The sequence below is a fragment of the Pantoea sp. 22096 genome, from assembly GCF_052045955.1.
GTDB classification, from domain to species: Bacteria; Pseudomonadota; Gammaproteobacteria; order Enterobacterales; family Enterobacteriaceae; genus Pantoea; species Pantoea alfalfae.
Map to the genome: position 1 here is coordinate 1,500,541 of NZ_JBQEPW010000001.1, position 26,552 is coordinate 1,527,092.

Below are 26,552 nucleotides of genomic sequence, written 5' to 3' on the forward strand. Positions count from 1 at the left end.
AACGTTGCGTAAAATCATTCGCAGACAGGTTAGCGCTGTCGGTGACCTTTGGGAAAGTAATAAGCCCGAAAAAAACGCCTGATTACGTGATTGTTGCGGCAAACCTCGCAATGTTGTTAACAGCCGGGCGAATTGCCGCGGCCAGGCGGGCAAAACATGGCAATGCCTTATTTTTCAGGTATCATCCGCCCCTCTTTGCTGGCTGGCTGCACTGAGCGGCTATGCTGTAACTGTTCGACCTTAGACAGACTGAGACTAAAATGACGCAAACACGCGCACAGCAGGCGCTGGTTACGCTTTCTGGCATCAGTAAAGCTTTTGATGGAAAGACCATCATTGATGATTTTAACCTGACCATCCATCACGGTGAGTTCATCACCCTGCTCGGCCCGTCGGGCTGTGGCAAAACCACCATTCTGCGCCTGATTGCCGGGCTGGAAGCGGCTGATCGCGGCCGTATCTCGCTCGATGACCAGGACATTACTGATACGCCGGCCGAACACCGTCACGTCAATACCGTGTTTCAGAGCTACGCGCTGTTTCCTCATATGACCGTGTCTGAAAACGTTGCTTTTGGCCTGCGGATGCAGAAAACCCCGTCGGCAGAAATTGAGAGCCGGGTAAAGGATGCGCTGGCAATGGTGCAGCTGGAGCACTTTGCCGATCGCCGTCCGCATCAGCTTTCCGGTGGCCAGCAACAGCGTGTGGCCATTGCCCGCGCGGTAGTCAATCGCCCTGAAGTGCTGCTGCTGGACGAATCCCTCTCGGCGCTGGACTATAAGCTGCGCCGTCAGATGCAGAACGAGCTGAAAGCCCTGCAGCGTAAGCTCGGCATTACCTTTGTCTTTGTCACCCACGATCAGGAAGAGGCGCTGACCATGTCCGATCGCATCGTGGTCATGCGCGACGGCAAGGTAGTGCAGGATGGTACACCACGCGAAATCTATGAAGAGCCCAAAAACCTGTTTGTTGCCCGCTTTATCGGCGAAATTAATGTCTTTGACGCTGAAGTGCTCGCCAGCGACAGCGCGCCAGACGTGCGGGCCCGGGTAGAGGGACGCGAGTGCGAGATCCACTGTACTTTCCCGGTTAGCGTGGGTGACCGGCTTCATGTGCTGCTGCGTCCGGAAGATCTGCGGGTGCAGGAGATCCATGATGACAGCGCATCAGATGGCCTGATTGGCTATGTGCGCGAACGTAACTATAAAGGTATGACGCTGGAGTCTGCGGTAGAGCTGGAGAACGGTAAGCTGGTTACGGTCAGCGAGTTCTTTAATGAGGATGACCCGGACGTTGATCACTCGCTTAATCAGAAGATGGCCGTGAGCTGGGTGCCGGGATGGGAGGTGGTACTGCCCTATGAAGCTGATGCGTAATGGTTTTCAGAAGGGGGTCATCGTACTGATCGTCGGCTGGCTGGCGCTGTTCGTTTTTGTGCCCAATCTGATGATTTTTGTTACCAGTTTTCTGACGCGCGATGATGCGCACGTCGTCAGCGCGATGTTGACCTTCAGGAATTACACCCGGCTGCTCGACCCGCTCTATGCGCAGGTGCTGCTGCACTCGCTGAACATGGCGCTGATTGCCACGATCGGCTGTCTGCTGCTCGGCTATCCCTTTGCATGGTGTCTGACAAAACTCACGCCGCGCCTGCGTCCGCTGATGCTGTTTCTGTTGATTGTACCTTTCTGGACCAATTCGCTGATCCGTATCTACGGCCTGAAAATTTTCCTCAGCACCCGGGGCTGGCTGAATGATTTCCTGCTGTCGCTGGGGCTGATCGATAAACCGTTTCGCATCATGTATACCCCGGAAGCGGTGATCCTCGGGCTGACCTACATTCTGCTGCCGTTTATGGTGCTGCCGCTCTACTCCAGTCTGGAGAAGCTTGATAAACCGCTGCTGGAAGCGGCGCGCGACCTGGGTGCCGGTAAGCTGCAGACCTTTTTCCGTATTATTCTGCCGCTGACCATGCCGGGCATCATTGCGGGCTGTCTGCTGGTGTTGATCCCGGCGATGGGGCTGTTCTACGTCGCCGACCTGATGGGCGGCGCAAAGAATCTGCTGATCGGCAACGTCATCAAAAGTCAGTTCCTCAACATCCGCGACTGGCCGTTTGGCGCGGCCACCAGCATTGTGATGACGCTGTTGATGGGATTGCTGTTGCTGATTTACTGGCGCGCGGCGCGACTGCTGAATAACCAGGTGGATTTAGGATGATGGCACGCCTGTTACGCGGCAGTTTTATGGCGATTATTTACGCCTGGTTCTACATACCGATTGTTATTCTGATCGTGAATTCATTTAACGCCTCCCGCTTTGGCATTAACTGGCAGGGTTTCACGACCCGTTGGTACAGCCTGCTGCTGAACAATGACAGTCTGATTCAGGCGGCGCAGCACTCGCTGATCATGGGCGTGCTCTCAGCCAGCTGTGCCACACTGATCGGCGCACTCACCGCTGTCGCACTCTTTCGCTACCGTTTTCGGGGCAAGCCCTTTGTCAGTGGCATGCTATTCGTGGTGATGATGTCGCCGGACATTGTGATGGCTATCTCCCTGCTGGTGCTGTTTATGCTGCTGGGCATTTCGCTGGGCTTCTGGTCACTGCTCTTTTCCCACATTACATTTTGCCTGCCGTTTGTGGTGATTACTGTCTACTCACGTCTGAAGGGCTTTGATGTGCGCATGCTGGAGGCAGCCAAAGATCTGGGTGCCAGCGAAACCATCATCCTGCGCAAAATCATTCTGCCGCTGGCGATGCCAGCCGTCGCCGCTGGATGGTTACTGAGCTTTACCCTGTCAATGGATGATGTGGTGGTCTCTTCCTTTGTCACCGGTCCGACGTTTGAGATTTTACCGCTGAAGATCTACTCGATGGTAAAAGTAGGCGTCTCACCGGAAGTGAATGCGCTGGCCACCATTTTAATGCTGCTGTCATTGCTGCTGGTCGCGGCCAGTCAGTGGCTGCTGCGTGACAGAAATAAATAAGAGGATTGAAGATGAAAAAGAGATCTCACTGGCTGGCGGCAGGTGCACTGTTGCTGGGTATGAACGTGGCGCAGGCAGACAACAGTAATACCCTCTATTTCTACAACTGGACCGAATATGTGCCGCCGGGGCTGCTGGAGCAGTTCACGAAAGAGACCGGCATTAAAGTGATCTATTCGACCTATGAATCCAATGAGAGCATGTACGCCAAACTGAAAACCTGGAAAGATGGCGCTTACGATCTGGTCGTGCCGTCAACTTACTTCGTGGCAAAAATGCGAAACGAAGGGATGCTGCAGAAAATCGACAAAAACCAGCTCAGCAACTTCAGCAACCTCGATCCCGACCTGCTGAATAAACCCTTCGATCCTGACAATAACTACTCGATTCCCTATATCTGGGGCGCGACGGCAATCGGTGTCAACACCGATGAGATCGACGTGAAAAGCGTGACCCGCTGGGCCGATCTGTGGAAGCCGGAATATAAGCAAAGCCTGCTGCTGACCGACGACGCGCGCGAAGTGTTTCAGATGGCGCTGCGCAAGCTGGGATACTCCGGCAATACCCGCGATCCTGAGCAGATCAAAGCCGCTTATTCTGAGCTGAAAAAGCTGATGCCCAATGTGCTGGCCTTCAACTCTGATAATCCGGGTAATCCCTATATGGAAGGCGAAGTGAATCTGGGCATGCTATGGAATGGTTCGGCGTATGTCGCACGTCAGGCGGGCACGCCGTTAGCGATCGTCTGGCCTGAAGAGGGCGGCATTTTCTGGATGGATAACCTGGCGATCCCGGCTAACGCGAAGAACAAGGCAGGCGCGCTGAAGCTGATCAACTTCCTGCTGCGTCCTGACGTCGCGGCGAAAGTGGCGGAAACCATCGGCTATCCTACACCGAACCTCGCAGCGAAGGCGTTGCTGCCACCCGCCGTGGCGAACGATCCGTCACTCTATCCACCTGCTGACGTGATTAAGCACGGTGAATGGCAGGATGATGTTGGCGACGCCAGCCTTCAGTACGAAACTCTGTTCCAGCAGCTTAAAGCGGGCCGTTAGAAGAGTTAAAGAGGCGGCTATCAGCCGCCCGCCTACTTATACAGTCCGCGCAGCAGGGTATGAACAAATTCCGGCACCACTTCGCTCGCCAGGCCGTAATGCCGTTCGGCAAACTCGTTACCCACCTGGCTCGGCTCCAGGTTCAGCTCAACGGTGTGCGCACCCTGCAGTTTGGCCTCATGCACAAAGCCTGCGGCCGGATAAACATGGCCTGAAGTACCGATAGCGATAAAGTAATCGGCCTGTTCCAGCGCCTGATAAATCTGCTCCATACCCAGCGGCATCTCGCCAAACCAGACCACGTGCGGCCGCAGCACAGAGGGGAACTGGCAGCAGGTGCAGCGATCGTCCGGCGTGATATCGCCGGTCCACTCAATCACCTGACCGCTGGTGACGCAGCGCACTTTTAGCAGTTCACCGTGCATATGCAGCACCCGGCTGTTACCGGCACGCTCATGCAAATTGTCGATGTTTTGCGTGACCAGCAGGAAGTTATCGCCCAACACCTGCTCCAGCTCAGCCAGCGCCAGATGGGCAGCATTAGGCTGGATGTCGGCTTCCTGTAGCTGCTGGCGGCGCGCATTGTAGAAACGCTGCACCAGCGCGGAATCGCGCTGAAAGCCTTCGGGCGTAGCAACGTCTTCAACGTGGTGCTCTTCCCACAGGCCGTCAGCCGCGCGGAAGGTCCGGATGCCGGACTCCGCTGAGATGCCTGCGCCGGTCAGCACCACAACATGCGGCTGAGGGTGGGCGGCCAGTTCGGCCTGACGATCGCGCTCAAATATGCGCTGGCGAAAGCGCTGATGCACTTTTCTCCGGGTTTTCTTCAGGCGGGCAAGTCGTATGCGGCGACGTGGTGTACGCATAAAATCTCCTGGCGTAGCAGCTGCGGCGAGCCGCTCTAAACAGATTCCGGGTTAACATCACCCGATAGTAACGGTTGCTGAGGGCATGACCCAACAGCAAAGGTCTTAAACAGATGCGGCGCGAAATCACTCGCGCCGCATTTTTATCACTGACCGCTTAATACCCGAGCCGGGTCAATGCGGCTGGCGCGTCTGGCGGGATACCAGCTCGCCAGCAGGCTCAGCAGAATGGCGGTAATCAGTACTGAGAACACGTCAATCCAGTGCAGTTCCGAGGGCAGGAAATCAATAAAGTAGATATCTCCTGCCAGCAGATGATGACCGGTAATCGATTCCAGCCCACGCACCAGTGAGGTCAGATTCAGCGCCACCAGTACGCCAGCCACCACGCCGCTGACGCTGCCCAGCAGACCCGCCAGCAAACCGTACCAGATAAAGATGGCGCGGATCAGCCGATCTTTCGCGCCGAGGGTACGGAGTACCGCAATGTCACTGCTCTTATCCTTCACCGCCATCACCAGCGTGGAAACGATGTTAAAGCAGGCGACGCCGATCACCAGCACCATCGCCAGATACATGATGGCGCGGATCATCTGAATGTCGCGGTACATATAGCCGTAGGTGCCAATCCAGCTCTTGATGTAGACATAGGAGCGGGTCGCTTCACCGGCATCGCGCACCAGTTTCACGGCCTGGAACGGGTCTGTCATCTTCAGCGCAATACCGGACACGCTGTCACCCATCTCCAGATAGTGCTGCGCATCGGCCAGCGGCACCAGTGCCAGACTGTGATCGAGCATGCCGCTGAGTTGCAGGATACCGCTGACCTGCAGCCGGATGCGTTTTGGCTGCAGCAATTTGTTATCACCCTCATTGTTGGGGATCATGATGGTGATCCAGTCGCCCTGCTTCACCTTCAGCGATTTGGCAATGCCGCCGCCCAGTATGATCTGCTGCTTACCCGCGGCAAAAGAGGACCAGGCGTTATCGGCCACAAACTGTGGCAGCGCGCTGAGGCGCGGTTCCTGGGCCGGATCGACACCTTTCACCTGCAGCGCTTCCAGCCGGGCACCGCTCTCAATCAGGCCGGTGAAGTTAACGTAAGGCGCAGCCGCCGCAATGCCGGGCACCTTCTCAATCGGGGCAATCATCGACTGCCAGTGCTGGAACGGCTGATTAACTGCCTCGATTTCACCGTGCGGCACCACCGCCAGAATGCGGTTATTCAGCTCACGCTCAAAACCGTTCATGGCGCTGAGGCCGATAATCAGCACCGCCACGCCCAGCGCAATCCCGATGGTGGAGATCACCGAAATCAGCGAAACCATCCCGCCACGACGGCGTCCACGGCTGAAGCGCAGGCCCAGCAACAGGGATAACGATGAACCCATTACAGCGCTCCTGCCAGAGTGAGCTGATCGCTTAACTGACCATCACGCATCTCCATCTGACGCGTCATGCGTTTTGCCAGCATCAGATCGTGCGTCACCACCAGAAAGGCGGTGCCCTGACGGACGTTCAGCTCGCCCAGCAACTCAAAAATAGCGTCGGCGTTACGCGCATCCAGGTTGCCGGTGGGCTCATCTGCCATTACCAGCCGTGGACGGTTGACCAGCGCACGGGCGATCGCTACGCGCTGACGCTCGCCGCCGGACAGTTCAGACGGCCGGTGCGCGGCACGATGGTCCAGCCCGACTGCAGCCAGCATCTCGCGGGCGCGATCCTGCGCTTCCGCTTTCGCGATTTTGCCAATCAGCAGCGGCATCGCCACGTTCTCCAGCGCACTGAAGTCCGGCAACAGATGGTGGAACTGATAAATAAAGCCCAGCTCGCGGTTACGCAGCTCTGCTTTGGCCGACGAGGACATGGCGTTCAGCGACTGACCATCAAACACCACATCGCCCGACGTCGGCGCATCCAGACCGCCCAGCAGATGCAGCAGCGTACTTTTACCGGAACCGGAGCTGCCGACAATCGCCGTCAGTTCACCGGGCTGGAGGCTGAAAGCCACATTGCGCAGCACATCGGTCTGCACGCTGCCTTCCTGATAGCGTTTGCACAGGTCGCGGCACTGCAACAAAGGAGTGTTACTCATAACGTAAAGCCTCAGCAGGTTGAACGGCGGCAGCGCGCCACGAAGGATAGAGCGTAGACAACAGCGCCACAATCATCGCGCTGAGGGCGATGGTGACCACCTGCCACACATTGATATCAACCGGCAACGCGGCGCCATCGAGGAACAGGCCAATCACCGGCATTAAGTTATTAAGCTGGCTGGCCAGCAGTACACCGAGCAGCGTGCCGAGCAGCGTGCCGATAATCCCGGCGCTGGCACCCTGCACCATAAACACCGCCACTATTTGCCGACGCGTCAGGCCCTGGGTCTGGAGAATCGCCACTTCGCCCTGCTTCTCCATGATCAGCAGGCCTAATGATGTAATGATGTTAAAGGCGGCCACGGCGATAATCAGGCTCAGCAGCAGACCCATCATGTTCTTCTCCATGCGTACTGCCTGGAAGAGATCGCCTTTGCGCTCGCGCCAGTCTTTCCAGACCAGGCCCGCAGGCAGTGTCTGCTGACTCAGACTGTCGACCGACAGCGGTTTATCCAGCCAGAGTCGCCAGCCGGTAATGTTACCGGCCGGATAGCGCATCACGCGCGACGCATCCTGAAGATTGACCAGAATCTGATAACCATCGACTTCGCTATTGGCGGCATAGGTGCCTGCCACGGTAAACAGACGCTGGCTCGGTACGCGTCCCATCGGGGTAAACTGGCTGACCGACGGCACCATCAGACGCAGCTGATCGCCACGTTTAACGCCAAGCTGTGACGCCAGCTGTTCACCGAGGATCACATTGTACTGTCCGGCCTGCAGCACGCTCTGCTGGGTGTTGACCAGGAACGGCGTCAGCGGATCTTTTTCTTCCGGCTCAATCCCCAGCATCACACCAACGGAGACGCTGTGCGGGCTTTGCAGCACCACACTGGCGGTGGTCAGCGGCGCGATACGGCTGACACCCTGCAGATTCAGCGAAGTGGCGGGTTGCTGCTGTGGATTGAGACTGCCTTTGTCGCTGGTGATCAGCGCCTGAGGCATCAGGCCAAGAATATTGCCTTCAAGTTCACGCTCAAAACCGTTCATCACCGATAAGACAGTGACCATCGCCAGCACGCCGAGCGTGATGCCAATCGTTGAGAGCCAGGAGACAAAGCGACCGAAGCGATCCGATGCTCGTCCGCGCATGTAACGCAGACCGATAAATAGCGCGACAGGTTGATACATGGAATCCAGTAAGCCGTTGCCTGAAAATAGGTAGGGGGATGATAAAGGAGCGGCTCGTTTTATGAAACCTCTAACCCTCTGAGTCGGCAGCAAAGTTGCGTCAGAATACGTCACATTTACGACTAAAGCCGCAGAATAGACGATAAAGCCATCGCTTATTGGCTGATTATCCAGCGCCCTGGCGCGTAGACTATAATCTGTAACAGGATAAGAGGTAATTTATCGCACAGCGATAGAGGCAGCGACCATGTTGAAATTTCCCAAAGGCAGCATCGTTAAACATCAATCCGGGGAAATCAGAGGCGAAATCATCAACGTCTTTGAGCAGGGAAGCGCACCAGCCGGCTACTACGTAAAGTGGGACGACGGCAACCTCAGCTATCATCCTGAGCAGGAGTTATCCTGGGCAAATATCGACCGCCCACGCATGTATTACACACAGCAATCCATAAAATAGAATGCCCGTTTAACCCCGTCGCTGCACAGCGACGGCGGTTTTTTCTGATCCCGCTCCAGACTCGTCTATCCTCTCTCTATCCGCTGTATTACCGCCGACGCCCGGTAATGGCTGACCGATCCCCGGGTTCAGCGCGGCGCGGCAGGAAAATTGTGCCGCAGAGGTGATCCCCCTGACATAATATGGAATGATTACGTCCTGGAAAAATGGAGCAACCCCGAGATCCCATGCCCGAACAGACTCGTTATACCCTGCCCGTTAAATCCGGCGATCATCGCCAGCTCGGCCAGCTTATCGGCGCTGCGCATGCGGTTGAGTGTGCCAGTATTACCGAACGACATGCTGGTCCGGTGTTAATGATTACACCCGATACCCAAACCGCTCTGCGTCTGCTGGATGAAATCCGCCAGTTTACCGATCTGCCGGTGTCGCACCTTGCCGACTGGGAGACGCTGCCGTATGACAGCTTTTCGCCGCATCAGGATATTATCTCTGCGCGACTGTCGACCCTCTACCAGCTGCCGGTGATGCAGCGCGGTCTGCTGATCATGCCGGTCAATACCCTGATGCAGCGCGTCTGTCCGCACAGTTTCCTGCACGGCCATGCGCTGGTAATGAAGCAGGGACAAAAGCTGTCACGCGACCGGCTGCGCGATCAGCTTGAGCAGGCCGGTTACCGCCATGTCGATCAGGTGATGGAGCACGGTGAATACGCCACGCGCGGCGCCCTGCTCGATCTGTTTCCGATGGGCAGCGATCAGCCCTACCGCATCGACTTTTTCGATGATGAGATCGACAGCCTGCGCCTGTTCGACGTCGATAATCAGCGTACGCTGGAAGCGGTGCCGGAAATCAATCTGCTGCCCGCACATGAATTTCCCAGCGACAAAGCCGCCATTGAGCTGTTCCGCAGCCGCTGGCGCGAAATTTTTGATGTGCGCCGCGAGTCGGAGCACGTCTATCAGCAGGTCAGCAAAGGCACGCTGCCCGCGGGCATCGAATACTGGCAGCCGCTGTTCTTCGAGCAGCCGTTACCCAGCCTGTTCAGCTATCTGCCTGACAACACCCTGATTGTGAACTGCGGCGACCTTGAAGGCAGCGCCAGCCGCTTCTGGCAGGATGCTGAGGCGCGCTATGAGAACCGTCGCGTGGACCCGATGCGTCCGCTGCTGGAACCGGTCACCTTGTGGCTGCGTCCCGACGCGTTAATGGGCGAACTGAAAGCCTGGCCGCGCATCCAGATGACCAACGAGGTGCTGCCCGCCAAAGCCGCGAATACCAATCTCGGTTACATCCCGCTGCCAGATCTCGCCGTTCAGGCGCAGGCGAAAGCGCCGCTCGACCATCTGCGGCAGTTTATTGAGACTTTCAGCGGCGCCGTGGTCTTCTCGGTCGAAAGTGAAGGCCGCCGCGAGAGCCTGCAGGAGCTGCTGGCCCGGATTAAACTGCGTCCTCAGTCAGTGCACCGTTTTGATGAAACCGTCGACGATCGTTTCACGCTGATGATCGGGGCCAGCGAGCGTGGTTTCATCGATACCCAGGGTAACCGGGCGCTGATTTGCGAAAGCGATCTGCTGGGCGAACGCGTCAGCCGTCGCCGTCAGGATACCCGTCGTACCATCAATCCCGACATTCTGATCCGTAACCTGGCGGAGTTGCATCCCGGTCAGCCAGTAGTGCATCTGGAGCACGGCGTGGGCCGCTATATCGGCCTGACTACGCTGGAAGCAGGCGGCATTGAGGCGGAATACCTGATGCTCTCCTACGCCAATGACGCCAAACTCTATGTGCCGGTTTCATCGCTGCACCTGATCAGCCGCTATGCGGGCGGAGCTGACGATAATGCGCCACTGCATAAGCTGGGCAGTGATGCCTGGTCGCGCGCGCGGCAGAAAGCGGCGGAGAAAGTACGCGATGTGGCGGCCGAACTGCTCGATATCTATGCCCAGCGCGCCGCCAAAACCGGTTTTGCCTTTAAGCATGACCGTGAGCAGTATCAGCTGTTCTGCGAAAGCTTCCCGTTTGAAACCACACCCGATCAGGCACAGGCGATCAACGCCGTGCTGAGCGATATGTGCGAACCGCTGGCGATGGATCGTCTGGTGTGCGGTGACGTGGGCTTTGGTAAAACGGAAGTAGCGATGCGCGCGGCGTTTCTGGCCATCGAGAACCACAAACAGGTGGCCGTACTGGTGCCGACTACCCTGCTGGCACAGCAGCACTACGACAACTTCCGTGACCGCTTCGCCAACTGGCCGGTTCGCATTGAGATGCTTTCCCGCTTCCGTACCGCCAAAGAGCAGGCACAGGTGCTGGAACAGGCCAGCGAGGGTAAAATCGACATTTTGATCGGCACCCACAAACTATTGATGAGTGACCTCAAGTGGCACGATCTCGGCCTGCTAATTGTCGATGAAGAGCACCGGTTTGGGGTGCGTCACAAAGAGCGCATCAAGGCGATGCGTGCTGATGTGGACATCCTGACCCTGACCGCCACGCCGATCCCGCGCACCCTGAATATGGCCATGAGTGGCATGCGCGATCTTTCCATTATCGCTACCCCGCCTGCCCGCCGTTTAGCGGTAAAAACCTTTGTCCGTGAATACGACGACGTGGTGATCCGCGAAGCGATTCTGCGTGAAGTTCTGCGTGGCGGACAGGTCTACTATCTCTACAATGACGTTGAAAATATAGATAAAGCGGCGCAGCGTCTCAGCGATCTGGTGCCGGAAGCGCGGGTGGCGATTGGTCATGGACAGATGCGCGAGCGTGAGCTGGAGCGGGTGATGAACGATTTCCATCATCAGCGTTTCAACGTGCTGGTCTGTACCACCATTATCGAAACCGGGATCGACATTCCGACCGCGAACACCATCATCATCGAACGGGCCGACCACTTTGGCCTGGCGCAGCTGCATCAGCTGCGTGGTCGCGTCGGTCGTTCGCATCATCAGGCGTATGCCTGGCTGTTGACGCCGCATCCGAAGTCGATGACCGCGGACGCACATAAACGCCTGGAAGCGATCGCCTCACTCGAAGATCTGGGCGCCGGTTTTGCGCTGGCAACCCACGACCTGGAGATTCGCGGGGCTGGCGAGCTGCTGGGTGATGAGCAGAGCGGACAGATGGAGACGCTGGGCTTCACGCTCTATATGGAGCTGCTGGAGAATGCCGTCGATGCGCTGAAAGCGGGTCGCGAGCCGTCACTGGAAGATCTCACCAGCAACCAGACTGAGGTGGAACTTCGCATGCCGGCGCTGTTGCCCGAGAGCTTCATCCCGGATGTCAGCACCCGTCTTTCACTTTATAAGCGCATCGCCAGCGCGGAGGCTGAAGAGGAGTTGCAGGAGCTGAAGGTTGAGATGATCGACCGCTTCGGCCTGCTCCCTGACCCTGCGCGTAATCTGCTGGACGTGGCGATTATCCGTCTGAAAGCCCGCGCGGTCGGTCTGCGTAAGATCGAAGCCAGCGACAAAGGCGGCTATTTCGATTTTGCGCCGCAGAACAAGGTCGATCCGGCATGGCTGATTAGTTTGCTGCAGAAAGAGCCACAGCAGTGGAAACTGGATGGGCCAACACGCCTGCGGTTTACCCGCGAGCTGTCGGAAAGAAAAATCCGTATGGATTGGGTGCAGGGCTTCGTTTCACAACTGGCTGAGCATCAGGCGTAACCCTCTGCCCGCGCTTTGCTGAGCTAATCGGTAAAGTGCGGGAAAATGGCGATAAAAAAGGCGCATCTTTGAGATGCGCCTTTTTCATTACGTTGTGCTGTGTGGCCGCCAGTGCGGCAAAGCTTTGCCCAATTACGCCTGGTCACCGTTGAGAATCAGCTGACCATTGCGATCCAGTGGAATACGCGTGCCGGGGTCGTTCTCCATACGGATTTTACCCTGCTGATCGCCTATTTTATAGGTCACGTCATATCCCAGTTTTTTCTCTTGTTTGTCGTACACTGTTTTACAGCGCTGTTCGGTTGTGGTGTAGGTATCACGATCCTGCAGTCCGCCCTGGACCTGATTACCCGCATAACCGCCTGCCAACGCACCTGCTACTGTCGCGACATCCTTACCGCGACCGCCACCGAACTGGTGACCGAGAACTCCACCTGCCACTGCACCTAATACAGAGCCAGCAAGACGGTTCTCATCCTGTACGGCCCGACGGTGAGTCAGTGTGACATTACGGCACTCCTGACGTGGCTGTCTGATGCTCTCTTTGATTGGCGTTGCAGCCAGTACCTGAGCGTATTGAGGACCGCGATCAAACACGTTCATGCCTGCTACGGCGGCAACACCCAGCGCTGCTGCCACACCAATACCGATACCCGCTAACATTGATTTATTCACAGGAAGTTCCTCCTGAAAGTGTTACCGCGCAATCCTGCTGTTAAAGCATCCTCATTGACTGAGGTATAACCGGCGTGCGCGACGCGCCGTGTTTGTTGAGATGAAGTTTTACAGATGGACCGAAAATGCAACATCAGATAAATGGAGGAAATTGGTCACTTTGCTATCAGGACCAGTTTTTAGGAGAGTTCTGAGGTGAAGGGAGTTGTTGCTGGTGTCGATTTAATAAAAAAATTTAACTAATTAAATCAACTGGATAAATTTATCTCAAGCGTTATGCAGACGCTGACTGTCTGTTCTGGCAGCGGCCTTTTCAGCGCTACCTGTAAGCATGTTCACTGGATGCCGTCATCGGGCATATTCCTTCCTGAAGCACCCAGGCTTCAGGAAGGAAGAAAAAGGAGACTAATCAAAAATACTCTCTGACGGGCATTCCTTCACCTCGCCCCAGCCCACAACGATGCCGTTTGGGGTGAGATTTTTGATTGAAACGCTATCGCCTGAATATTCAGAGCCTCTGACCACGATATCGTAATCATCGTTAGCCTGAGGAATAAATTCAACAGTGGCAGATTTTTGAGTGTTCTGATGGTACCCAGCTTGAGTCCAGTAATGGATGACACGAATCATTTGTCCTGGCTTCAGGGTAAATTCATTAATGAAAGCGCCATTGTTCTCGGATGACGCTGGCATACCTATTCGTTTATTGCCAGTGACAGGAATGCCCAGAATGGCAAAGCCAGAAGTGATACGGCGTTCCAGTACTTTTTTATAGCAACCTGAACTCTGCTTTTCAAAGAACTGGAGAGCCGTATTGCCCTCTGAAGCGACGCGGATCCGGGCCGCATCCTGTCCTTTATAATCATCCAGTGAAGGTCTGAAACCTGCCGTGCAGCCACTCAATAATAGTGCTATCAATCCGGTGATCAAAATTTTTGCAGCCATTCTTTATTATCCTTAATTTAACTGACACAGACTGGAACTGGTTATTTTATTGGTACTATAACGAGGCGGGTGTTGCGTTACACATCGTTTATTTTGTGACAAAAAAATATTGACCGTATTAATGCACAAAGACTTTATTAATCCTGCTGGAAAAAATAAAGTATGGTACCCATATCAGACAACTGATTAAGGCCCGAGCCAGCATATTGATAGCAGGCTGCGTAAGGTTTACGTGAAAAACCAAAGCAGGATAAAGCGTGCAAAAACTCGCAAAGATAAGACCGTATAAATATTACGTTATCATCACGTATCTGGTTTTTACTTTCTTCCTAAAGAAGAACCAGCAAGCCAGCACTGTTACGGGAGCATTAATAATGGACAGCGCTAATAATAAAACACTAAAACTATTAACCACACCTTGTTTCTGATAAGTGTTGGCAATCAACGAAACAATACAAAAATCATTATACAGCATCGTAAAAAAACCAATAATCAAGCCTAAAGCTGGCAGATATAATAAGCCATTAATCCTGCCCTCTTCTTTTTTTCACAATTATCACAAAAGCCTGATTATTTATTCTCTTCTGCTTCCTGACATTTAATGCATAACATTCTCGCCCCCTGAAGCTGTAATTGTTTTTCTTTGTTTTAACAAAATTCAAACCGGTTAATTCAGAAGATCGACGTCTTTGGTCAGACAGGATCAGGTACTATTTTAAATGTATCGAAGAACTGCCTGATTCGACCTTTATAAAAAACGGTCCTTTCCAGAGTGCAAAAAAACAACCCTGACCAGATGACCAGGGTTGCGGTTTTTAGCGTTGAATCAGAAACGGTATCCGATGCCGATGTTAAAACCATTGATGGCAACATCTTCGTTATATTTTACGCGAGTACCTTCATAGCCAACACTCACAGAGAGGTTGCTGATAGGATTCACGACAACGCCAGCGCCATAGGCAAAAGAGGTTTTATTTTCGCTATATTCTTCGGAGTAGACTCCGGGATAAGTCACGTTCTCATCCACTTTGGTATGGGCAACACCAATTAATCCATAGAAGCTGATGTAGTCATTGATGCGATATGCAGGACCTGCCATCAGTGAGTAATATTTCACTTTGGTTTTTCCATCATATCCGCTGACATCGCCATAAAAATCTTCTCGCTCAGAAAAACTTTGATCGCCTTTTAGATAGCTGAACGAACCAATAACGCTGAGAGGAGAGTCCCACTCATAGCGATACTGAACATTGACACCACGAATGTTTTTGAAGTCATCAACTTTGCTTTGAGCATAGCCGATCGAGACAGTGTGATTATCAGCCAGCGCATTGCTGCCCACGAGCAGACCGCCACACAGTAATGCCAGCATCGTCATTTTAGAGGTCATGTAATTAATTCCTTTTCATAATCTAACATTATTTCCCTGCGCTAATCGCAGGACTTCATTCCCTGAATCACCCATACCCGACGGACAGGATAGAGTTTTTATCAATCCATCTGTATCGGACAGGAATTTCATGTAGCGCTCCGCGCCTGATGTTCAGATCGGTCGGAGAGCATCTATTCATACCCGGATTTTTTAAATCAGGCTGGCCTGAGTCAATGTGAAACTTAAACGCCAGCCTTATTAAATGGAACTTCGGCCATTTAATTTAGGTTAAGTAAAGAATTTAACCACAGGAATCATTCTCGCGGTTAATTACCAATCAATCCTTAATGGCATTATTAGACCAAAAAGAATTAGAGGTATCAAGACCGAGTTGCCATAAAAAAGCAAAAATCCCTGGAAACCATTTCGGCACATACATCCAGAAAATTATCCTGCCTTATACAATCCATTAACGCAGATTATTAACTGACCTATATACCCACAACCCATTAAAAGACTAAGTTACAGTTCTATTTAAACCCCTCTGAATAAATGAAAGCATTCGGAAAAATAATACCTGTATTTTCCCAAAAAGCGTCACCCTCAAGCTGACTGCGAAGAAAAAATGAACGAAAGCCAGACCGGAGAAAAACTATCTGGTTTTCAGAGATAGCTCGCAATTTATTACTCAGCTTTCAGCGAGTTTACGTGGCAGGAGGTGTATATTTAAACAGGTAAAAACGGAACAGGAAGCACATAACGAGAGATTTTTTAGCGCGGGCTGAAGGTGGTGGAACACCAACAGCCCGCTGACCACAACTAACTGATTGGGAGTTAATTATGGCTGACACGCATCATAAGTCAGGGACCCGCACGTCCACAACCGCCGCTGGTGAATCGCGAGCACATTATTACAGAGTGGGATACCGGCCTAATAGGGGCCAGCCGAACCCACTGCCGCAGCTCACCATTAAAGGCCGCTGGCTGGAAGCGCTGGGATTTACGACCGGGCAGAAGATCGAGGTGATCACCGGGCCGGGACAGTTGATCATCCGGCTGGCGAATGAAGGATAATTGACTGACCTGTAAAGAAAAATCCCGGCATTAAGGCCGGGATTTCTTATTAATCATCATACAGGAAACTGAAGTTTAATTTGTCTTAATGTGTGCCCCTCAAGGGAATAAAAAAGCCCCCTCAGAATCGAGGAGGCTTAGCATTAATTAGCCAGCGTTATTGCTGTTGCTTAGTGCAGCTTCAGCCGGGGACGAATAACCCGGTTAATACTGCCGACCAGCATCATCAGGCCGGTTTTAAAATAGCCATGGAGTGCTATCTGGTGCATACGATAGAGAGAGATGTAGACAAAGCGCGCTATGCGCCCTTCTACCATCATTGAACCGCGCATCAGGTTGCCCATCAGGCTGCCGACCGTACTGAAGCGGGAGAGCGACACCAGCGAGCCATGATCTTTGTAGACATAAGCCTTCAGCGGTTTGCCCTGGCGCTGAGCAAGGATATTGTCCATGGCGCGTGAGGCCATCTGGTGCGCTGACTGGGCGCGCGGTGGTACAAATCCGCCGCCCGGCAAGGCACAGGAGGCGCAGTCGCCAATCGCGTAGATGTCATCATCCAGCGTGGTCTGCAGCGTCTCCTTTACCACCAGCTGATTGATGCGGTTGGTTTCCAGTCCGCCAATCTCTTTCAGGAAGTCCGGCGCTTTAATGCCCGCCGCCCAGACCATCAGATCGGCTTCAATAAACTCACCGCCTTTGGTATTCAGGCCATTCTGCTCAGCGCTGGTAACCATGGTCTGCGTCAGAACGCGCACGCCCAGTTTGGTCAGCTCCTGATGCGCCGCAGCTGAGATGCGCGGTGGCAGTGCAGGCAGAATACGTTCGCCCGCTTCGACCAGCGTCACGTTCAGCGCTTCGCGTCCCAAACCTTTAAATCCGTAGCTGTGCAGCTGTTTGACCGCATTATGCAGCTCCGCTGACAGCTCAACGCCCGTTGCGCCGCCACCCACGATGGCGATGTTGACTTTTTCGACCCTGCCTTCGCTGGCGGAGAATTTCAGGAACAGGTTAAGCATCTCATTATGGAAACGACGCGCCTGATGCGGGTTATCCAGGAAGATACAGTGATCTTTGACGCCCGGCGTGCCGAAATCGTTTGAGGTGCTGCCCAGCGCCATTACCAGCTGGTCGTAGGCCACTTCACGCTGTGGCACCAGCACTTCACCCTGCGCATTCAGCACTTCTGCCAGACGGATTACTTTGCGGCTGCGATCGATGTCGGTGAGCGAACCGAGCTGGAACTCAAAACCGTGATTGCGGGCATGAGCAAGATAGCTCAGCGCATCAATCCCTTCATCCATCGAACCGGTAGCGACTTCGTGCAGCAGCGGTTTCCACAGATGGCTGTGGTTACGGTCCACCAGGATAATCTCGGCCTTCTTTTTACGACCCAGTTTATGGCCCAGCTGCGTTGCCATTTCCAGGCCGCCCGCTCCCCCTCCAACAATAACAATTCTCTTAACAGACGTAGTCAACAAAGACCCCCTCAAATTGTGAACCAAAAGTTAACCAAAGGTTAAATTAAACCTTAAGAAACATAGGGTTGGCGAAGTTAAAATCGCAATCTGCTGGCAGAATAACATGGCGGGAAGAGGAGAACATAAGAATATTGATATACATCAAAGCGGGGAAATAAAACTCGGATAATTACGTAATAAAAACAGGCACCTTGCGGTGCCTGTTCGGCTTAACCTGATGTTTTGAAAGCTTTTATCCGCTGAAGATGTGGGGATATATTTTTGAACTTATGCCCCTCAGTCTCGTCCCAGACGATTTCATAGAAGGGATGCAGCTGGTCGGCGGTGCGCTGGCTGTCCAGTGCCTCATCCTGACGGGAGAGAAAAGTCAGACAGCGGTCACGATTGCGTTCGCGAAAATCGCTGACGCATTTCGTGGCGATGTCCTGGTACTCTTCTGGCCGGTCGATCTTCCCCTCCATATTCTCCTGCGGAAAGAGGTTGGGATTGAAGATCGCCTGCCGGATACCGCACAGAAAACCGATGCGCTCTGACCAGAAACCGCCCAGCCCGACGCCACAAATCAGCGGGCGGTCGTCGTCGGACAGCGTCAGCATTTTATCGGTCTCTTTCAGCAGAAATTGCATGTCATGTTTAGGATGACGGGTGCTGTAACTGATCAACCTGACGTCTGGATCGATAAATTGCAGTTGCAGCACCTTTTCGTGATTGCCCGGACTACTGGAATCAAAACCGTGCAGATAGATGATCATGATAATCCTCAGGTTAGTGATAGCGCCGGGCAGTCACTGCCTACCACGACGCTTTGTGAGCCAGCCAGCGTTCCTGAAGTGCACTCAGTTGCTGGGCATTATTTTTCCAGCGATGTGTAGCCTGCAGTTCATCGCGGGTAAACCTGCCCTGATGATACAGCTGCGTAATCCGCTCTGACCCGACCAGGATCAGGTTATCCAGCACACTGATAGCACCCTGCCGCTGATTGCAGACCAGAATCATGTCACAACCGGCAGAAAGGGATTGCTGCGCGCGCTCAGGATAGCTGCCCATTACAGCGGCGCCCTCCATTGAGAGATCGTCGGAGAAAATCACGCCGTCGAAACCCAACTGCTCGCGCAGCACAGTTTTAAGCCAGTAGGGCGAACCACTGGCGGGCAGCGAATCAACGTCGGTGTAGATGACATGTGCAGGCATAATCGCATCCAGTGCCTGCTCGGTAATCAGCCTGCTGAAAATCGCCATGTCGTGCTCACGCAGCGTTTTTTCATCGCGTGGATCGCGTGGCGTCTCTTTATGCGAATCAGCGCTGACCGCGCCATGTCCCGGGAAATGTTTGCCGGTCGTCTTCATGCCCGCCTCGTGCATCCCCGCAATAAAGCGGCGGGCAACAGCCAGAGCAATCGCCGGATCGGCATGGAAAGAACGATCGCCAATCGCGGCGCTGATATGACCAATATCGAGTACCGGCGCGAAGCTGATGTCGATATCCATGGCAATCATCTCGGCCGCCATCTGCCAGCCCGCCTGCTGCGCCATTTCGCCAGCGGTTTCTGCATCGTGAAGTGCCGCAAAGGATTGCATGGCAGGCAGTTGGGTAAAGCCGTCACGGAAACGCTGCACGCGACCGCCCTCCTGATCCACCGCCACCACCAGCCGGGTGTGAGAGGCGGCGCGGATCTGTCGCACCAGCTCTGCCAGCTGAGCCGGGTCGTGATAGTTTCGGGCAAATAAAATTAAGCCGCCCACCAGCGGATGCTGCAGGATGTCGCGTTCTTCGCCATCCAGTTCATAACCCTCGACGTCGAGCATCAGAGGGCCGGGTAAATCTGATCTCATAACCTGAATCCTGTAGCGAAACGCACCTGCGTAACGCGATTAAATCTGTTCCCAGCTCTGTCGGGCCAGCTGGTGTAATGTTTCGTCGTCACCCTGACCGGCACGCAGCTGATACCAGCTGGCCATCAGCAGACGCAGCCAGGGTTGCCAGCGTCTGACCTGCTGCACCAGCGCGGGAAGAGGCAGTTGCATCGCTGCGGCGTACTCTGCCAGCCAGTCAGCATGGTGCTGCGGATCGCTGGCACAGACAGCCGCCAGCTCCAGCGCCACGTCGCCATCGGCGGCATATTCCCAGTCGATCAGACGCAGACCTTCGGGACCTTGTATGACATTGCCGGCATGCAGATCCATGTGCAGCGGAGCCAGCCTCAGCGGCTGGGGTTCACCCTGCTGCGTCAGACGCCTGAGCGCCCGCAACCAGCGGTGATGCCGCTGTGGCGTGAGCTGCCAGTAGCGCCATAACAGCGGCAACAACTGCAGACGATAGCCGGTCAGCGGCTGCTGATGTAGCTGCCGCAGGAGTGCCACGATCTGTGGACGCTGCTGGCTGAAGCAGTGTTCATCCAGCGCTTCGCCTGCGCACCAGGTCAGGATAATCCCCTGACGATGCCCTGCCACGGGCTGCGGTGCCAGTCCGCTGTCTTGCAATTTGCGTAACAGACGGAATTCGCGCTGCCGATCCACAAACGGAATAGCCGGTTGCGGTGCCGCCCGCGCGATAAAGGTTCCGCGCGGGCTGACAATCTTCTGGCTGTGCCCGGTCAGACCGGCCAGCGGGATAGTGGATACCTTATCTGGCTCGCCGGTAACCTGCTGAATTACCCGCTGAAAGGCGGAATTAATTCTGTGCAATGCCGTTGCCGGACCAGATGATCTCGCCTGTCTGAACCAGCATCAGCTGCATCTGCAGCGTCGGCGCTTTGACATCGCCTCGCGCGTTGCTGTAAAGCACATACTGAGCATTAACGTTACGCGCCAGGCCAATCGCTTTACTGCGCGAGTTCAGGCTGTCATCCGGCGATAATCCCAGCGTCTGCTTAGCCTGCGCCAGTTGATCGGCAGAAACCAGCGTGAATTTGCCGTTGTTGTTCAGCGCATTCTGGATAGCCGCTGTCGCTTTTTCGCTTTGCAGCGCGCCATTGGTACTGTTTTTGATGCGGTCTACCAGCAACACGCTGCCCGGCTCGGCGCTGGCGGCCTGTAACATCTGCGCCACCAGCGGCTGAACGCTGGCATCCCAGTTGATAGTGACCAGTTTCGGTGGTTGCGGCACTGGCTGTGGTTGCGGCACCGGTTCAGGTTGTGGAACGGGCTGCACCGGCTCCACAGGTTGAGTCGGTTCAACCGGGGCAGGCTGCTGCTGTTTCACCACACAGCCGGTCAGAATGAGCGCCATCAGGAGCGCTCCGGTACGATTAACACTGCGTATCACGTAGAAAATCCTTAAAGATAGAGATAAAGACGAACCTTGCTGGCAGTCAGGTTACCCAGCTGCGAGGTGGCGACAATGCTGCCCTGCGCCGGAACGGTAACGGTCTGCGCCGGTTCCTGCGGGGTGATTTCCAGCCCTTTGTCGTCATACCAGTAGTAACGATAGTGCACAACAACCGGTGTTTCGCGCTGATTATAGAGCACGCTGGTGGCACGCTTCAGTCCATCGTTCTCATCCAGCGTCGGTTCATCGGTAATGATCCCTGCCGACAACACAGAGGACTCCATCACCAGCGACTGTGACGTATTGATCATCGGTTTTTCACTGCTGCAGGCCGTCAGGCAGAGCAGGATCGGCAGGCCAGTCAGCCAGGATCGCATAGCATTTTTCCGTTATCAGGTCAGTCAGAGAGCATCGGGCCTAGCGGTTCGCCGCCCAGCAGATGCATATGGATGTGATAGACCTCCTGACCACCATGTTGATTGCAGTTCACAATCAGCCGATAACCATTTTGATCGATACCTTCCTGACGCGCGATTTTCGCCGCGGTAGTAAACATACGTCCCAGCGCATGCTCATGCGCCGCTTCCGCCTCGTTGACCGTTGGGATCAGCACATTCGGCACGATTAAAATATGGGTCGGGGCTTTGGGCGAAATGTCGCGAAAGGCAGTGACCAGCTCATCCTGATAAACCACATCAGCGGGGATTTCGCGGCGGATAATTTTACTAAAAATGGTTTCTTCTGCCATGGTGCAATTCCTTTAGCTTTAGCCTGAGTCTTAATCAATCAGTATGCGGGAGAAATTTGTTTTCTTTCAACCTCAGGACCACTTTTCTTGCATTGTTCGCCTGCCTTTGCAGCAGCACCCTCTCTCCGTGACCCGCACCCTGTTCAGAATGCCGGCAACGCCGCTGCCACACCATAAAATGAAACGCTGTTTTATAAATTAGAATTTCGCCACCCTTTTCTTTGTATGACTGCCACTTCAGCGCCAGCACTTGCCAAATTGCGAAGGTTTAGCCGCCCCGTCAGTTCTACTTTGCTAACCAGTCCGGGTGAGATGACCGGCGTCACCAGGGATAAACCGCCATAAACATCAAGGAGCATCAGACATGCGCTCACGTAAAATTGGTCTTGGCCACTATCTGGCCTACGGTTCCGGAGATTTTCTTGGAGCAGGTACCACGGCGCTGACCGCCGCCTGGTTGCTCTATTTTTACACCACCTTTTGTGGGTTAACCCCGATTCAGGCTACGCTGATCTTTGCCGCTGCCCGCGTGCTGGATGCGATAGTCAGTCCGCTGATGGGCTTTCTGACCGATAACTTCGGTTCGACCTGGCTGGGCAAGCGCTTTGGCCGCCGCAAATTCTTTATCCTGCTCGGCATACCCTGTGTATTCAGTTATAGCCTGATGTGGGTCAGCGACATGAGTTTCTGGTGGTATCTCTGCACTTACCTGCTGTTTGATATCGTCTACACCATGATCCTGGTGCCGTATGAAACGCTGGTGCCGGAAATGACCGACGATTTCAAACAAAAAACCCGCTTCTCCGGTGCCCGCATCGGCCTGGCTCAGCTATCGGCCATTCTGGCCGCCTTTTTACCCGGTATTTTGCTGGGTATGCTGGGCAAAGATAATCCTCTCTCCTTCTTCTACGCCAGCCTGGTGTTCTCGGTAATCTGCGCGCTGGTGCTGACGCTGGTGTGGTGCTTTACCTGGGAGCGTCACCCGGATGATTTCTCTGCCGAGTCGCGGCGTGCTGAACAGGAAAAACAGCAGCTGACGCTGATGCAGAATCTTAAACGGCTGTACGTTGAGCTGGCCTCAACTTTACGTATCCGCATCTTCCGCCAGCACCTTGGCATGTACCTCGGCGGCTACATTGCCCAGGATGTTTTTAATGCCGTCTTTACCTGGTATGTGGTCTTTGTGCTGATGCAGAGTGCCCAGGTTGCCTCCAGTCTGATGGGCACCATGGCAGTGCTGCAGTTTATTGCCGTGATGGCGATGATCCCGCTCTGTATCCGCATGGGGCCTGCACCTGCCTACCGTCTGGTGGCTATCCTGTTTGGCCTGGCGTCGCTCTCCTATGCCGGATTGTGGTATGCCGGCATGAACGACAACATGTCCCTGCTGTTAGCGATCTCTGCCCTGGCAGGCCTGGGACGTGGCGGCATTAATTATGTGCCATGGAACACTTATACCTATATCGCAGATGTCGATGAGGCCATCACCGGTCAGCGCCGTGAAGGCATTTTTGCCGGCATTATGACCCTGACACGTAAAGCGTCGCAGGCTGGTGCCGTCATGCTGGTCGGTATCGTGCTGCAGCTCTCTGGTTTTGTCTCTGGCCAGGCGACCCAGCTACCCGGCGTCAGCCACACTATCCTGGCGATCCTGAGTATCGGTACAGTGGCCGTTCTGGCCTGCGGCTTTATTGTGTCGCTGCGCTTTAAACTTAATCTACAGACCCATACTGTCCTGCGCCAGGAGACGCTGAAAATGCGCGAAGCGGACCGCATCGTGCCGGAAAGCATCACCCCGGAAGCACGTGGGGTAGTTGAAACGCTGGCAGGCATGCCTTACGAAAATCTGTGGGGCAACAATAACATTGGCTTTCTTAACCGTAATAAGCCAGCGCCGGAAAAATTGTCCGCGCACCCCTCTTTACACCCTTCTATAAACCCGACCTTAAAACGACAGGAATAAACCATGACTGTATTTCCCGTTAAACACAGCAAATTATTGTGCCAACCTGAGCATCTGCTGCCACGCAGCGAACTGGTACAGCTGATTCAAAAGCTGACACAAAATCTGGTTAACATCACCGATGAGACAGGCGAATTTTTATTACGGCTGGACGATGGCCGGGTGATTGATACCAAAGGCTGGGCGGGTTGGGAATGGACACATGGCATCGGTCTGTATGGCATGTTGCACTACTATCAGCAAACCGGCGATCAGCAGACGCTGGCGATCATTGATGAGTGGTTCACTGAGCGTCTGGCGGAAGGAACGCCGACCAAAAATGTGAATACCGTTTGTCCTTTTCTGACGCTGGCTTACCGTTATGAAGAGACCGGTAACCCGGCCTGGGTGCCGGTGCTTGAGCGCTGGGCTGAGTGGGTCATGTATGAAATGCCGCGCACCGAACAGGGCGGCCTGCAGCACATCGTCTATAACAATGAAAACACACAGCAGCTCTGGGACGATACGCTGATGATGAGCGTAATGGCGCTGGCCAAAATCGGCCAGTTGCTGAAACGCGACGAGTGGGTGGAAGAAGCGAGCTATCAGTTCCTGCTGCACACCCAGTATCTGATGGATCGCGAAACCGGCTTATGGTTCCACGGCTGGAACTTCGATGGCCGCCATAACTTTGCTGATGCACGCTGGGCTCGTGGCAACAGCTGGGTAACGATTGTGATTCCTGACTTCCTGGAGATGATGAACTGGCCTGAGCATCACGCTACCCGCCGCTTCCTGCAGCAGGTGCTGGAGACACAGGTCAAAGCGTTAAAGGCCTGTCAGCACAGCAGCGGCTTGTGGCATACCCTGCTCGATGATCCCGACAGCTACCCGGAAGCCTCCGCCACGGCAGGATTTGCCTATGGCATTCTGAAAGGGGTTCGCAAGCGCTATCTCCCTGCTGAGTACCGTGAGGTAGCGGAAAAAGCGTTGCGCGGCGTGATTGCGAATATCGATGACGATGGCGAGCTGAAACAGGTTTCCTTTGGTACCGCGATGGGCAGTGATCTGGACTACTACCGCACGGTTCCTCTCACCTCGATGCCCTATGGTCAGGCAATGGCCCTGCTCTGCCTGACTGAGTATCTGCGCGTTTACCTGTAACACATGCCAAAAAAAGCCCCGCTAAGCGGGGCTTTTTCATATCGCTGAATCATTACATGCTGCGGATGTAATCATCCATATCGGTTTTCAGGTTATCGGATTTAGTCCCGAAAATTGCCTGAACGCCGGAACCGGCAACCACTACGCCACGGGCGCCGAGGTTTTTAAGTTCAGTCTGATCCACTTTCGCCACATCGGCGACGCTGACGCGTAAACGAGTGATACAGGCATCCAGGTTAGTGATGTTCTCTTTACCACCAAACGCCGCCACCAGCTTGCCCGCCATCTCGGTACCGGTCGCGGTAGATTGCTCACTGCTGCTGCTCTCTTCACGGCCAGGCGTTTTCAGATCCAGCTTCGCGATCAGTACACGGAACACGGTGTAGTAAACCAGACCATAGATGATACCAACAATCGGGAACAGCCAGATTTTGCTGCTGTTGCCGCTCAGTACGATAAAGTCGATCAGACCGTGTGAGAAGCTGGTGCCATCACGCATCCCAAGCAGGATACAGATTGGGAATGCCAGACCCGCCAGCAGCGCATGGATCACATACAGGATCGGTGCCACGAACATGAATGAGAATTCAATCGGTTCGGTGATACCGGTCAGGAATGCGGTCAGTGCGGCGGAGATCATTATACCGCCCACTTTAGCGCGATTTTCAGGCTTCGCTGAATGCCAGATAGCAATCGCTGCCGCTGGCAGACCGTACATTTTGAACAGGAAGCCGCCAGAAAGTTTACCTGCGGTCGGGTCACCCGCCATATAGCGTGGGATATCACCGTGGAACACCTGACCTGCCGCATTGGTGTATTCACCAATCTGCATCTGGAAAGGAACGTTCCAGATGTGATGCAGACCAAACGGCACTAACGCACGTTCGATTACGCCATAAATACCAAAGGCGACAACCGGGTTCTGATAGGCAGCCCACTGTGAGAACTCCTGAATCGCAGAACCTATCGGTGGCCAGATAAAGGAGAGCAGCACGCCGAGAATGATAGCTGCCAGACCGGAAATAATCGGCACAAAGCGTTTACCTGCAAAGAAGCCCAGATATTCCGGCAGCTTAATGCGATAAAAGCGGTTAAACATGTAAGCGGCGATGGAGCCCGCGATAATGCCGCCCAGAACCCCGGTGTCGGCGAGGTGTTTAGCCTCAATCTCTGCCGCAGGCATATGCAGTACCAGCGGCGCAACCACCGCCAGGGTTTTCACCATGATGCCATAGGCAACCACTGCTGCCAGCGCCGAAACGCCATCGTTATTGGTAAAGCCCAGCGCCACACCGATAGCAAAAATCAGCGGCATGTTGGCGAACACCGATCCACCCGCTTCTGCCATTACATGCGAAACCACTGCAGGTAACCAGCTGAAATTGGCTGAACCGACCCCTAACAAAATACCGGCAATCGGCAGAACCGATACCGGCAGCATCAGCGATTTACCGACCTTTTGAAGGTTGGCAAAAGCATTTTTGAACATAGCGTGAAGCTCCTGAGTATGAGTGCATATTTGCGCAGTGCGCGTGGCAAAGAGGGAGGATTCTTTGCCGG

Annotated in this window: 24 protein-coding genes and 1 pseudogene; 9 read left to right on the forward strand and 16 right to left on the reverse strand. The window is 54.3% G+C overall.

Features of this window, described 5'->3' with window-relative positions:
* Positions 1–260 precede the first annotated feature (260 nt).
* From potA to potD, 4 genes are read left to right on the forward strand one after another with little or no spacing between them, the layout of a single operon-like run.
* The gene (gene potA, locus ACTJKZ_RS06990) at positions 261–1,376 is read left to right on the forward strand and encodes a spermidine/putrescine ABC transporter ATP-binding protein PotA (RefSeq protein ID WP_161736351.1); all 1,116 of its coding nucleotides are present in this window, start codon (positions 261–263) and stop codon (positions 1,374–1,376) included.
* Positions 1,360–2,220: a spermidine/putrescine ABC transporter permease PotB gene (gene potB, locus ACTJKZ_RS06995; protein WP_440829402.1), complete on the forward strand. Its 861-nt coding sequence runs from the start codon at positions 1,360–1,362 to the stop codon at positions 2,218–2,220. Before potA ends, potB begins: the two co-directional genes overlap by 17 nt.
* Positions 2,217–2,990 (forward strand): spermidine/putrescine ABC transporter permease PotC, encoded by a 774-nt coding sequence (gene potC, locus ACTJKZ_RS07000; RefSeq protein WP_161736349.1) that lies wholly within the window; start codon positions 2,217–2,219, stop codon positions 2,988–2,990. The genes potB and potC overlap by 4 nt, the downstream gene beginning before the upstream one ends.
* An 11-nt stretch (positions 2,991–3,001) precedes the next feature.
* Positions 3,002–4,045 carry a spermidine/putrescine ABC transporter substrate-binding protein PotD gene (gene potD / locus ACTJKZ_RS07005; RefSeq protein ID WP_161736348.1) on the forward strand — a complete coding sequence of 348 codons (1,044 nt, stop codon included), beginning with the start codon at positions 3,002–3,004 and terminating at the stop codon, positions 4,043–4,045.
* Between the two features lie 32 nt (positions 4,046–4,077).
* On the opposite strand, the gene cobB is transcribed toward potD, so the two are convergent.
* From cobB to lolC, 4 genes are all read right to left on the reverse strand, one after another.
* Positions 4,078–4,911 carry a Sir2 family NAD+-dependent deacetylase gene (gene cobB / locus ACTJKZ_RS07010; RefSeq protein WP_161736347.1) on the reverse strand — a complete coding sequence of 278 codons (834 nt, stop codon included), beginning with the start codon at positions 4,909–4,911 and terminating at the stop codon, positions 4,078–4,080.
* A 146-nt stretch (positions 4,912–5,057) separates the two neighbouring features.
* Positions 5,058–6,302: a lipoprotein-releasing ABC transporter permease subunit LolE gene (gene lolE, locus ACTJKZ_RS07015; RefSeq protein WP_440829403.1), complete on the reverse strand. Its 1,245-nt coding sequence runs from the start codon at positions 6,300–6,302 to the stop codon at positions 5,058–5,060.
* Entirely contained in the window at positions 6,302–7,006 is a 705-nt protein-coding gene (gene lolD, locus ACTJKZ_RS07020) for a lipoprotein-releasing ABC transporter ATP-binding protein LolD (protein ID WP_161736345.1), read from the reverse strand. The genes lolE and lolD overlap by 1 nt, the downstream gene beginning before the upstream one ends.
* Complete coding sequence (lolC, locus tag ACTJKZ_RS07025; RefSeq protein ID WP_161736344.1) at positions 6,999–8,198, reverse strand: lipoprotein-releasing ABC transporter permease subunit LolC; 1,200 nt, start codon at positions 8,196–8,198, stop codon at positions 6,999–7,001. Before lolC ends, lolD begins: the two co-directional genes overlap by 8 nt.
* 247 nt (positions 8,199–8,445) lie before the next feature.
* On the opposite strand from lolC, the gene ACTJKZ_RS07030 reads away from it, so the two are divergent.
* Together ACTJKZ_RS07030 and mfd are read left to right on the forward strand one after the other, a co-directional pair.
* On the forward strand, positions 8,446–8,655 hold the full coding sequence (locus ACTJKZ_RS07030) for a hypothetical protein (protein WP_013357479.1): 210 nt from the start codon (positions 8,446–8,448) through the stop codon (positions 8,653–8,655).
* A gap of 227 nt (positions 8,656–8,882) precedes the next feature.
* Entirely contained in the window at positions 8,883–12,326 is a 3,444-nt protein-coding gene (gene mfd / locus ACTJKZ_RS07035; RefSeq protein ID WP_161736343.1) for a transcription-repair coupling factor, read from the forward strand.
* Positions 12,327–12,458: 132 nt separating this feature from the next.
* Here the strand turns inward: mfd and ACTJKZ_RS07040 are convergent, their stop codons facing one another.
* From ACTJKZ_RS07040 to ACTJKZ_RS07055, 4 genes and pseudogenes are all read right to left on the reverse strand, one after another.
* Positions 12,459–13,001 (reverse strand): glycine zipper 2TM domain-containing protein, encoded by a 543-nt coding sequence (locus ACTJKZ_RS07040; protein ID WP_033732285.1) that lies wholly within the window; start codon positions 12,999–13,001, stop codon positions 12,459–12,461.
* A 405-nt stretch (positions 13,002–13,406) separates the two neighbouring features.
* On the reverse strand, positions 13,407–13,946 hold the full coding sequence (locus ACTJKZ_RS07045; RefSeq protein ID WP_253421604.1) for a hypothetical protein: 540 nt from the start codon (positions 13,944–13,946) through the stop codon (positions 13,407–13,409).
* A 118-nt stretch (positions 13,947–14,064) separates the two neighbouring features.
* Positions 14,065–14,475: pseudogene (locus ACTJKZ_RS07050) on the reverse strand (DUF2569 family protein).
* A gap of 297 nt (positions 14,476–14,772) precedes the next feature.
* A complete protein-coding gene (locus ACTJKZ_RS07055) occupies positions 14,773–15,336 on the reverse strand; it encodes an Ail/Lom family outer membrane beta-barrel protein (RefSeq protein ID WP_440829404.1) in 564 nt (187 codons plus the stop codon).
* An 822-nt stretch (positions 15,337–16,158) separates the two neighbouring features.
* Between ACTJKZ_RS07055 and ACTJKZ_RS07060 the strand changes: the two genes are divergently transcribed.
* Positions 16,159–16,392 (forward strand): SymE family type I addiction module toxin, encoded by a 234-nt coding sequence (locus ACTJKZ_RS07060; RefSeq protein WP_222924187.1) that lies wholly within the window; start codon positions 16,159–16,161, stop codon positions 16,390–16,392.
* A 170-nt stretch (positions 16,393–16,562) separates the two neighbouring features.
* Here the strand turns inward: ACTJKZ_RS07060 and ACTJKZ_RS07065 are convergent, their stop codons facing one another.
* From ACTJKZ_RS07065 to hinT, 7 genes are all read right to left on the reverse strand, one after another.
* Positions 16,563–17,867, reverse strand: coding sequence for an NAD(P)/FAD-dependent oxidoreductase (locus ACTJKZ_RS07065; RefSeq protein WP_161733741.1), 1,305 nt, complete (start codon positions 17,865–17,867; stop codon positions 16,563–16,565).
* Between the two features lie 212 nt (positions 17,868–18,079).
* Entirely contained in the window at positions 18,080–18,622 is a 543-nt protein-coding gene (gene ycfP / locus ACTJKZ_RS07070) for an alpha/beta hydrolase YcfP (RefSeq protein ID WP_222924188.1), read from the reverse strand.
* A 40-nt stretch (positions 18,623–18,662) separates the two neighbouring features.
* Positions 18,663–19,703 (reverse strand): beta-N-acetylhexosaminidase, encoded by a 1,041-nt coding sequence (gene nagZ / locus ACTJKZ_RS07075; protein ID WP_440829405.1) that lies wholly within the window; start codon positions 19,701–19,703, stop codon positions 18,663–18,665.
* Positions 19,704–19,742: 39 nt separating this feature from the next.
* Positions 19,743–20,555 (reverse strand): thiamine kinase, encoded by an 813-nt coding sequence (gene thiK / locus ACTJKZ_RS07080; protein ID WP_440829406.1) that lies wholly within the window; start codon positions 20,553–20,555, stop codon positions 19,743–19,745.
* Positions 20,542–21,135 carry a penicillin-binding protein activator LpoB gene (lpoB, locus tag ACTJKZ_RS07085; protein WP_161733749.1) on the reverse strand — a complete coding sequence of 198 codons (594 nt, stop codon included), beginning with the start codon at positions 21,133–21,135 and terminating at the stop codon, positions 20,542–20,544. Before lpoB ends, thiK begins: the two co-directional genes overlap by 14 nt.
* An 11-nt stretch (positions 21,136–21,146) precedes the next feature.
* Positions 21,147–21,515 (reverse strand): YcfL family protein, encoded by a 369-nt coding sequence (locus ACTJKZ_RS07090; RefSeq protein WP_033732268.1) that lies wholly within the window; start codon positions 21,513–21,515, stop codon positions 21,147–21,149.
* Between the two features lie 20 nt (positions 21,516–21,535).
* Positions 21,536–21,886, reverse strand: coding sequence for a purine nucleoside phosphoramidase (gene hinT / locus ACTJKZ_RS07095; protein WP_013357465.1), 351 nt, complete (start codon positions 21,884–21,886; stop codon positions 21,536–21,538).
* A gap of 364 nt (positions 21,887–22,250) precedes the next feature.
* Between hinT and ACTJKZ_RS07100 the strand changes: the two genes are divergently transcribed.
* Both ACTJKZ_RS07100 and bglB read left to right on the forward strand, forming a co-directional pair.
* Positions 22,251–23,849 (forward strand): MFS transporter, encoded by a 1,599-nt coding sequence (locus tag ACTJKZ_RS07100; RefSeq protein WP_161733753.1) that lies wholly within the window; start codon positions 22,251–22,253, stop codon positions 23,847–23,849.
* A 3-nt stretch (positions 23,850–23,852) separates the two neighbouring features.
* Positions 23,853–24,992, forward strand: a complete 1,140-nt coding sequence (gene bglB, locus ACTJKZ_RS07105) for a beta-galactosidase BglB (protein WP_253421593.1) — start codon at positions 23,853–23,855, stop codon at positions 24,990–24,992.
* Between the two features lie 52 nt (positions 24,993–25,044).
* On the opposite strand, the gene ptsG is transcribed toward bglB, so the two are convergent.
* Complete coding sequence (ptsG, locus tag ACTJKZ_RS07110; RefSeq protein ID WP_161733757.1) at positions 25,045–26,481, reverse strand: PTS glucose transporter subunit IIBC; 1,437 nt, start codon at positions 26,479–26,481, stop codon at positions 25,045–25,047.
* Between the last annotated feature and the right edge of the window lie 71 nt (positions 26,482–26,552).

Bases quoted from the DNA above. Each gene is read 5' to 3' on its own strand.
- potA (WP_161736351.1), top strand. From the start codon at position 261: ATGACGCAAACACGCGCACAGCAGGCGCTGGTTACGCTTTCTGGCATC.
- potB (WP_440829402.1), top strand. From the start codon at position 1,360: ATGAAGCTGATGCGTAATGGTTTTCAGAAGGGGGTCATCGTACTGATC.
- potC (WP_161736349.1), top strand. From the start codon at position 2,217: ATGATGGCACGCCTGTTACGCGGCAGTTTTATGGCGATTATTTACGCC.
- potD (WP_161736348.1), top strand. From the start codon at position 3,002: ATGAAAAAGAGATCTCACTGGCTGGCGGCAGGTGCACTGTTGCTGGGT.
- cobB (WP_161736347.1), bottom strand. From the start codon at position 4,911: ATGCGTACACCACGTCGCCGCATACGACTTGCCCGCCTGAAGAAAACC.
- lolE (WP_440829403.1), bottom strand. From the start codon at position 6,302: ATGGGTTCATCGTTATCCCTGTTGCTGGGCCTGCGCTTCAGCCGTGGA.
- lolD (WP_161736345.1), bottom strand. From the start codon at position 7,006: ATGAGTAACACTCCTTTGTTGCAGTGCCGCGACCTGTGCAAACGCTAT.
- lolC (WP_161736344.1), bottom strand. From the start codon at position 8,198: ATGTATCAACCTGTCGCGCTATTTATCGGTCTGCGTTACATGCGCGGA.
- ACTJKZ_RS07030 (WP_013357479.1), top strand. From the start codon at position 8,446: ATGTTGAAATTTCCCAAAGGCAGCATCGTTAAACATCAATCCGGGGAA.
- mfd (WP_161736343.1), top strand. From the start codon at position 8,883: ATGCCCGAACAGACTCGTTATACCCTGCCCGTTAAATCCGGCGATCAT.
- ACTJKZ_RS07045 (WP_253421604.1), bottom strand. From the start codon at position 13,946: ATGGCTGCAAAAATTTTGATCACCGGATTGATAGCACTATTATTGAGT.
- ACTJKZ_RS07055 (WP_440829404.1), bottom strand. From the start codon at position 15,336: ATGACCTCTAAAATGACGATGCTGGCATTACTGTGTGGCGGTCTGCTC.
- ACTJKZ_RS07060 (WP_222924187.1), top strand. From the start codon at position 16,159: ATGGCTGACACGCATCATAAGTCAGGGACCCGCACGTCCACAACCGCC.
- ycfP (WP_222924188.1), bottom strand. From the start codon at position 18,622: ATGATCATCTATCTGCACGGTTTTGATTCCAGTAGTCCGGGCAATCAC.
- nagZ (WP_440829405.1), bottom strand. From the start codon at position 19,703: ATGAGATCAGATTTACCCGGCCCTCTGATGCTCGACGTCGAGGGTTAT.
- ACTJKZ_RS07090 (WP_033732268.1), bottom strand. From the start codon at position 21,515: ATGCGATCCTGGCTGACTGGCCTGCCGATCCTGCTCTGCCTGACGGCC.
- hinT (WP_013357465.1), bottom strand. From the start codon at position 21,886: ATGGCAGAAGAAACCATTTTTAGTAAAATTATCCGCCGCGAAATCCCC.
- ACTJKZ_RS07100 (WP_161733753.1), top strand. From the start codon at position 22,251: ATGCGCTCACGTAAAATTGGTCTTGGCCACTATCTGGCCTACGGTTCC.
- bglB (WP_253421593.1), top strand. From the start codon at position 23,853: ATGACTGTATTTCCCGTTAAACACAGCAAATTATTGTGCCAACCTGAG.
- ptsG (WP_161733757.1), bottom strand. From the start codon at position 26,481: ATGTTCAAAAATGCTTTTGCCAACCTTCAAAAGGTCGGTAAATCGCTG.